This window comes from Halomonas sp. 707D4 (assembly GCF_024158685.1).
Taxonomy (GTDB): domain Bacteria; phylum Pseudomonadota; class Gammaproteobacteria; order Pseudomonadales; family Halomonadaceae; genus Vreelandella.
Window position 1 is genome coordinate 1 of record NZ_JAMZBD010000141.1, and the last position, 6,956, is coordinate 6,956.

The window sequence follows — 6,956 nt, forward strand, 5'->3', positions numbered from 1 at the left end:
ACCGCGCCCAGCGCGTCACGCCGCTCGAGGTCGCCCTGAAGGGCGCCACGCTTTACAACCTGCCCGCTCCCACCCAGGGCATGGCGTCCTTGATGATCCTGGCACTCTACGAGCGCCTGGGCGTAAGCGATGGCGAAGGCTTCGCGCACCTGCACGGGCTGGTGGAATCCACCAAGCGCGCCTTTTTGCTGCGCGATCGCTACGTCACCGACCCGGGGCGCCTCGATATCGACCTGCAGTCGCTTTTGAGCGCCGAGAACCTCGACCGCGAGGCCGCCGAGATCGATCCCGAGCGCGCCCTGGCCTGGCCGCATACGCCGGCGCCCGGCGACACCATCTGGATGGGCACGGTGGATGCCGAAGGGCGTTCGGTGAGCTTCATCCAGAGCATCTACTGGGAGTTCGGCAGCGGCGTGGTGCTGCCGGAAAGCGGCGTGCTGTGGCAAAACCGCGGCATCAGCTTCTCGCTGGACGAGAACGACCTGCGCGGACTCGCGCCGGGGCGCAAGCCGTTTCACACCCTGAACCCGGCGCTGGCGCGCTTCGACGATGGCCGCAGCATGGTGTACGGCACCATGGGCGGCGAAGGCCAGCCGCAGACCCAGGCGGCGCTCTTCTCGCGCTACGCCTTTCATCACATGCCGCTGCAGCAGGCCGTGGCTGCGCCGCGCTGGCTGCTCGGGCGCACCTGGGGCGAGGAGAGCACCAACCTGAAGCTCGAATCACGCGTCGCCCCGGAGGTGGTGGAGCGCCTGCGCGCGGCCGGCCACGACGTGGAAGTGCTCGCAAGCTCCTACAGCGACACCATGGGCCATGCCGGCGCCATCGTGCACCACCCGGACGGGTTGATCGAAAGCGCCCACGACCCGCGCAGCGACGGCGGCGCGGCCAGCGTTTGAGCGCACCCAGGGTTATGGCCTAGACTGAACCCATACCACAAGTGAAGGTCCGATATACGCCTTGCCCGTTGACGAGCAAGGCGTTTTTCTCCCCGCCGATCAGGAGGCGCCCATGGCCAAGATCGATAAAACGCCGGCGCAGTGGCGCAGCGAGCTGAGCGCCGAGCAGTACCACGTCACCCGCGAAAAAGGCACCGAGCGTCCGTTCACCGGCGACTACCAGGTGCGCGACGAGCAAGGCATCTACCACTGCGTCTGCTGCCACGCGCCGCTGTTCGAGAACGAGCACAAGTTCGAGGCGGGCTGCGGCTGGCCGAGCTTCGATCGCCCGCTGGGCAAGCGCAGCGTGGAGGAGCACCGCGACCAGAGCCACGGCATGGAGCGCACGGAAGTCGTCTGCTCCCACTGCGACGCCCACCTGGGCCACGTCTTCCCGGACGGACCGCCGGAGACCACCGGGCTTCGCTACTGCATCAATTCGGTGGCGCTGGAGTTCCACCCGGACGAGTGACCGCGCCCGACCCGACGGGCCGCCGTTCTGATAGAATGGCGGCCCGTTTTTTTGTGCCTCACTTTGAGCCCTAGGAGAGTTCCATGCTCGGCTGGTTTCCCGGACACATGAACAAGGCCCGCCGCCAGATCAAGGAGGCGCTGCCGGAAATCGACGTGGTCATCGAGGTGATCGATGCACGCCTGCCCTACTCCAGCGCCAACCCGATGCTGGCCGAGCTGACCCGTCACAAGCCGGTGCTCAAGATATTGACCCGCGCGGACCTGGCGGACCCCGAGCGCACCCGGGAGTGGGTCGCCCACTTCGACGCTCAGCAAGACACCCGGGCGCTTGCGGTCACTACCACCCAGAGCCGCGAGCTCAAGAAGATTCCCAGGCTCTGCCACGAGCTCGCCGGCGCCGTGCGCGCGGATCGCGACGTGCGGGTGATGGTGATGGGCATCCCCAACGTGGGCAAGTCCACGCTGATCAACGGCCTGGCCGGGCGCAAGATCGCCAAGACCGGCAACGAGCCCGCCGTCACCAAGCGCCAGCAGAAGGTGCGCATCGACGGGCGCGTGGCATTGATCGACACCCCCGGAGTGCTGTGGCCGAAGATCGAGGATCAGGCCAGCGCCTACCGGCTGGCAGCGAGCGGTGCCATCCGCGATACCGCCATCGAGTACGTGGACGTGGCGATCGTCGCCAGCGCCGAACTCGCCAAGCGCTACCCCGACGCGCTCAGCGCCCGCTACAAGCTCAAGGAACTGCCGCCTTACGAGGCGCCCGACACCGCCCAGGAGATCGACGCCGACGGCCCCAAGCGCCCGGATTTTCTCGCCCTGGCAGGCTTCGACGGCCACGCGATCCTCAAGGAGATCGCCGCGCGGCGCGGCGGGCTGCGTGCCGGCGGCGAGGTCGACTGGCACCGCGGCGCCGAGGTGCTGCTGCACGAGCTGCGCGATGGCAAGCTCGGCCGCATCACCCTGGAAACCCCGGCGGACATCCCGCCGCCGCCGGCGCCCGACGACGCGGACAATGATCAAGACAGCGCCTTGAATGGCGCGCATAATGGCCAGTGACCCCAACCATCAAGGTACTGTCGGACACCCCATGGATACGCCAACGCCCACCGAGCCACAGCCTCTCAAGAAATCGCACAAGCTGCACAACGTCTGCTACGACATCCGCGGTCCCGTTCTCGACCACGCCAAGCGCCTGGAAGAGGAAGGCCAGCGGGTTCTGAAGCTCAACATCGGCAACCCCGCCCCCTTCGGGTTCGAGGCGCCGGAAGAGATCCTTCAGGACGTGATGCGCAACCTGCCCACCGCCCAGGGCTACTGCGACTCCAAGGGGCTCTACTCGGCGCGCAAGGCGATCATGCAGGAGTGCCAGCGCAAGGAAATCCCCGGCGTCGGCATCGAGGACATCTACATCGGCAACGGCGTCTCCGAGCTGATCGTGATGGCCATGCAGGCGCTGCTCAACGACGGCGACGAAGTGCTGATCCCGGCGCCGGACTACCCGCTGTGGACCGCCGCCGCGCACCTCTCCGGCGGCCATGGCGTGCACTATCTTTGCGACGAGCAGGCCGGCTGGGCGCCGGACATCGACGACATTCGCGCCAAGGTGACGAGCCGCACCCGGGCGATCGTGCTGATCAACCCCAACAATCCCACCGGGGCGGTCTACCCGCCGGACGTGGTCAAGGCGGTGCTGAAGGTCGCCCAGGAGCACCACCTGGTGGTCTTTTCCGACGAGATCTACGACAAGATCCTTTTCGACGGCGTCACCCATACGGCGACCGGGGCACTGGCCGACGACGACCAGCTGGTCATCACCATGAACGGGCTCTCCAAGAGCTACCGCTGCGCCGGCTTTCGCTCCGGCTGGATGACCATCTCGGGGACGCTCGCCAAGCAGCGCGCCAAGGACTTCATCCAGGGGCTGACCATGCTCGCCTCGATGCGCCTGTGTGCCAACGTGCCGGCCCAGCACGCCATCCAGACCGCGCTCGGCGGCTACCAGTCGATCAACGACCTGATCCTGCCCGGCGGGCGGCTGCTGGCCCAGCGCGACATTACCGTGGAAAAGCTCAACGCCATTCCTGGCGTATCATGCGTGACGCCCAAGGGAGCGCTCTACGCCTTCCCGCGTCTCGATCCCAAGGTATACAACATCAAGGACGACCAGCAGCTGGTGCTCGACCTGCTGCTGCAGGAGAAGATCCTGCTGGTCCAGGGCAGCGCCTTCAACTGGCCGGCGCCGGATCACGTGCGCATCGTCACCCTGCCCTGGGCGGACCAGCTGGGCGATGCACTCGACCGCTTCGCCAACTTCCTGTCGCGCTATCGTCAGTGACAGTGAACCCGGCGGGCCGCGCAGGCATCTAAACCGACAACAGACCGATGATAGCCACCTTTCAAGGACCTTAGAGGGAGATACATACATGATGCGCATTCTGCTGTTTCTGGCCACCAACCTGGCGGTGGTGCTGGTGGCGAGCTTCACGCTGCGCCTTTTCGGCGTGGAGGGCTACCTGCGAAGCCAGGGCATCAACTTCACGGGGCTTCTGATCTTCTGCTTCATCATCGGCATGGCGGGCTCCTTGATCTCGCTTCTGATGTCGAAGTGGCTGGCCAAGCGCTCCACCGGCACCGTGCTGATCGAGTCGCCCTCCAACTCGACCGAGCAGTGGCTAGTGGACACCGTGGCCGAGCTCTCCCGCGAGGCCGGTATCAAGACGCCGGAAGTGGGCATCTTCCCCGCCCAGCAGTCCAACGCCTTCGCCACCGGCTGGAACAAGGATGCCGCCCTGGTGGCGGTGTCGGCGGGGCTTCTGAACCGCATGCGCCCGGACGAGGTGCGCGCGGTGCTGGCCCACGAGATCGGCCACGTGGCCAATGGCGACATGGTGACGCTGGCCTTGATCCAGGGCGTGGTGAACACCTTCGTGATGTTCTTCGCCCGCGTGGTGGCGCAACTGCTCGACGGCTTCATGAAGAGCCGCGGCAGCGAAGGCGGGCTCGGCTTCATGGGCTACTTCGCGGTGGTCATGGTGGCGGAGATCGTCTTCGGCATCGTCGCTTCGGCCATCGTCGCCTGGTTCTCGCGCTTTCGTGAATACCGCGCGGACGAGGCCGGCGCCCGCCTTGCCGGCACCGGCGCCATGGTCAACGCGCTCGAACGCCTGAAGGTCGAAACCGAAATGCCGGACCAGATGCCGGACACCCTGCGCGCCATGGCGATCACCAAGGGCCAGACCCGGTCGTTCATGGAGAAGCTGTTCGCCAGCCATCCGCCGCTGGACGAGCGCATCCGCGCCCTCAAGGAAGCTGCCTACCGCCAGTAGACGCGCCCGGCGCTGAGCACTGCAAGACGGGGGAGCCGAAACGTATCGTTCGGCTCCCCCGTCTTTTTTTAGGGCCAACACCGGTGGTATCGAGCGCCGTTGACCGGCACCTTGCCAGGCTTCGCCGCCCTACTCCTCGGGCATCGAACCTACATCCGGCAAATAGGCCGCGCAAACGCGCCCGCGCCCGGTGGCCTTGGCCAGGTAGAGCAGCCGGTCGGCGGCGGTGATCAGCGCCGTGGCGTCACAGTCAAGGCGCGTACGGGCGCTGGCGACGCCCAGGCTGATGGTGATGACCGGTGCCACGTCGGATTTGGCGTTGGCCAGCCCCAGCGCCCTCACCGCTCTTTCGAGCTCGTCGGCCTTGCGCGCGGCGTCATCGAGCTCGGTTTCCGGCAGCAGGCAGACGAACTCCTCCCCGCCGTAGCGAGCGACCAGGTCGCGCGGGCGGTGCAGGATCGAGCGGAGGGTGGCGGCAATGCGCTTCAGGCAGTCGTCGCCGCAGAGATGGCCGTAGAAGTCGTTGTAGCGCTTGAAGAAGTCGATATCGATGAAGATCAGCGACAAGGGCCACCCGGCCTGCTGGCAGCGCTGCCACTCGATGGCGAGAAGCTCGTCGAAATAGCGCCGGTTGGCGACCCCGGTGAGGCCATCCTTGAGCGCCAGCTCGTGCAGGCGCAGGCGCTCCTGATGGCGCCGCTTGAGCACCGCCGCGGAAATCTGCAGCGCTGCCGAGCGCAGCAGCTCGGCGTTGTCGTCGGCCAGCGCGTGGTGCAGTCGCGCTGGCACCTGGGCGCCCTGGGCGATGCGCATCGCATGACCGTTGGCGCTCAGGCACTGGGTGACCCGCACGCACTGGCGACGATTGATGTACTCGAACACCGGCGGTGCCTGGGCCTCGCCCAGCCAGGAGAGATCCAGCGCCCGCTCCGGCAGCAGGCAGGCCGCCTGGATCTCAGCGGCAAAGATACCAGGGGCCAGCAGCGGCGCGGCATCGGAGAACTCCAGGGCGAACTCCGCGTTCCAGTCCACCAGACGCTCGAGGGCATCGAACACCGCCACGCTTTGATTCAACGAGAGCGGGCTATTCATCCCGCTCGCCGCGGGCCAGGCGCTGCGCCGCCAGCGCGGTGCCCTCGACCCGGGCGCGAATCTTGGCGAAGGCGGTGGCCCGCGGCGTGGAGACGTCGTCGCAAAACGGCGAGAAGCCGCAGTCGTCGGTGGTCCCGAGCTGGTCGAGGGGAATATGGCGCGCCGCCTGGAGCACCCGCTCGCAGACCTGCTCCGGCGTCTCGATGCGCGGGTCGATGACGTCGATCACGCCGATGAAGGCGCGCTGCCATGGCTTCAGGTAGCGCGCGACGATCTTCAAGGCGCGCTCCGGGTCCGCCTCGCGCGTCATGGCGATGTAGAAGTTGCCCGCCTCGAGCTCGAACAGGCTCGGCAGGAGTTCGGCGTAGTCCACGTCGGCACTGTGAGTGGCGTCGTGGTCCGCCCCGGGGCAGGTATGGATGCCGATGCGGCACCGCTCGTCGTGAGTGAAGCGCTCCAACACCCGGTTGTTGAGCTCGATGAAGCTGTCGAGGACGCTGCCGCTCGGGTCGATCTTGAGCGCCAGGCGTCCCTCGGTGAAATCGATCTGCACCGTCTGGGCGCCGGCGGCGAAGCAGTCGCGGATCTCGCGCTCCTGCTCGTCGACCAGGTCGTCCAGAAACGCCTCGCGGGGATAGTCGGCCAGCGGCTCGGCGGGGTAGAAAAGGCTCATCGCCGACACCGAGATGATCGCTTGCTTCATCGGCAGCCGGGTACGGGGCCGGGCCTGGGCCAGGGTGTGCGCGGCGGAGCGCATGAAGTGGAAAGGCCCCCGGGTGAGCCGCGGCAGCCGACGCACGTGGCCATCGCTGAAAGGAATCTCCAGCCCGTCCGGGGCGAAGTTCTCGCCCCCCTCCACCGAGTAGGTCGCGAAGCTGTGGGCCTTGCGCTGCTCGCCGTCGGTGACGATCGGCGAGCCCGTCGCCTCGAGTTCGCGCAGGGTGTCGCGCACGGCGGCGTCGTAGGCGGCCTCCAGCTGCGCCGCGTCGATACCGCCCTCCTTGAACCGGCGCTGTGCCTGCATCAGCGCCGAAGAGCGCGGGATACTGCCAATGGCTTCCGTCGGCAAGACGACCATGCGAACCTCCATCGCGTCACTGGACCCTCTAAGGTTTAGCCGAAG

General features: G+C 67.0%; 7 protein-coding genes. 5 read left to right on the plus strand and 2 right to left on the minus strand.

The genetic code is table 11. From position 1 onward, the window contains the following. The 5 genes from BIS11_RS07980 to htpX all read left to right on the plus strand — a co-directional run. On the plus strand, positions 1 to 899 hold an 899-nt coding region (locus BIS11_RS07980; protein WP_253585899.1), incomplete at its 5' end, for a gamma-glutamyltransferase family protein. A 112-nt stretch (positions 900 to 1,011) separates the two neighbouring features. Next, positions 1,012 to 1,410 (plus strand): peptide-methionine (R)-S-oxide reductase MsrB, encoded by a 399-nt coding sequence (gene msrB / locus BIS11_RS07985; protein WP_253425827.1) that lies wholly within the window; start codon positions 1,012 to 1,014, stop codon positions 1,408 to 1,410. An 83-nt stretch (positions 1,411 to 1,493) separates the two neighbouring features. Next, entirely contained in the window at positions 1,494 to 2,471 is a 978-nt protein-coding gene (gene ylqF, locus BIS11_RS07990; RefSeq protein WP_253425830.1) for a ribosome biogenesis GTPase YlqF, read from the plus strand. A 31-nt stretch (positions 2,472 to 2,502) separates the two neighbouring features. Beyond that, entirely contained in the window at positions 2,503 to 3,750 is a 1,248-nt protein-coding gene (locus BIS11_RS07995; protein ID WP_253425833.1) for a pyridoxal phosphate-dependent aminotransferase, read from the plus strand. Between the two features lie 88 nt (positions 3,751 to 3,838). Then, the gene (htpX, locus tag BIS11_RS08000) at positions 3,839 to 4,741 is read left to right on the plus strand and encodes a protease HtpX (RefSeq protein WP_253425835.1); all 903 of its coding nucleotides are present in this window, start codon (positions 3,839 to 3,841) and stop codon (positions 4,739 to 4,741) included. Positions 4,742 to 4,870: 129 nt separating this feature from the next. Here htpX and BIS11_RS08005 read toward each other — a convergent pair whose 3' ends face one another. Beyond that, positions 4,871 to 5,833 carry a diguanylate cyclase gene (locus tag BIS11_RS08005; protein WP_253585900.1) on the minus strand — a complete coding sequence of 321 codons (963 nt, stop codon included), beginning with the start codon at positions 5,831 to 5,833 and terminating at the stop codon, positions 4,871 to 4,873. Further along, on the minus strand, positions 5,826 to 6,911 hold the full coding sequence (locus BIS11_RS08010) for a cobalamin-independent methionine synthase II family protein (RefSeq protein WP_253426608.1): 1,086 nt from the start codon (positions 6,909 to 6,911) through the stop codon (positions 5,826 to 5,828). Before BIS11_RS08010 ends, BIS11_RS08005 begins: the two co-directional genes overlap by 8 nt. Positions 6,912 to 6,956: the final 45 nt, after the last annotated feature.

Bases quoted from the DNA above. Each gene is read 5' to 3' on its own strand.
- msrB (WP_253425827.1), top strand. From the start codon at position 1,012: ATGGCCAAGATCGATAAAACGCCGGCGCAGTGGCGCAGCGAGCTGAGC.
- BIS11_RS07995 (WP_253425833.1), top strand. From the start codon at position 2,503: ATGGATACGCCAACGCCCACCGAGCCACAGCCTCTCAAGAAATCGCAC.
- BIS11_RS08005 (WP_253585900.1), bottom strand. From the start codon at position 5,833: ATGAATAGCCCGCTCTCGTTGAATCAAAGCGTGGCGGTGTTCGATGCC.
- htpX (WP_253425835.1), top strand. From the start codon at position 3,839: ATGATGCGCATTCTGCTGTTTCTGGCCACCAACCTGGCGGTGGTGCTG.
- ylqF (WP_253425830.1), top strand. From the start codon at position 1,494: ATGCTCGGCTGGTTTCCCGGACACATGAACAAGGCCCGCCGCCAGATC.
- BIS11_RS08010 (WP_253426608.1), bottom strand. From the start codon at position 6,911: ATGGTCGTCTTGCCGACGGAAGCCATTGGCAGTATCCCGCGCTCTTCG.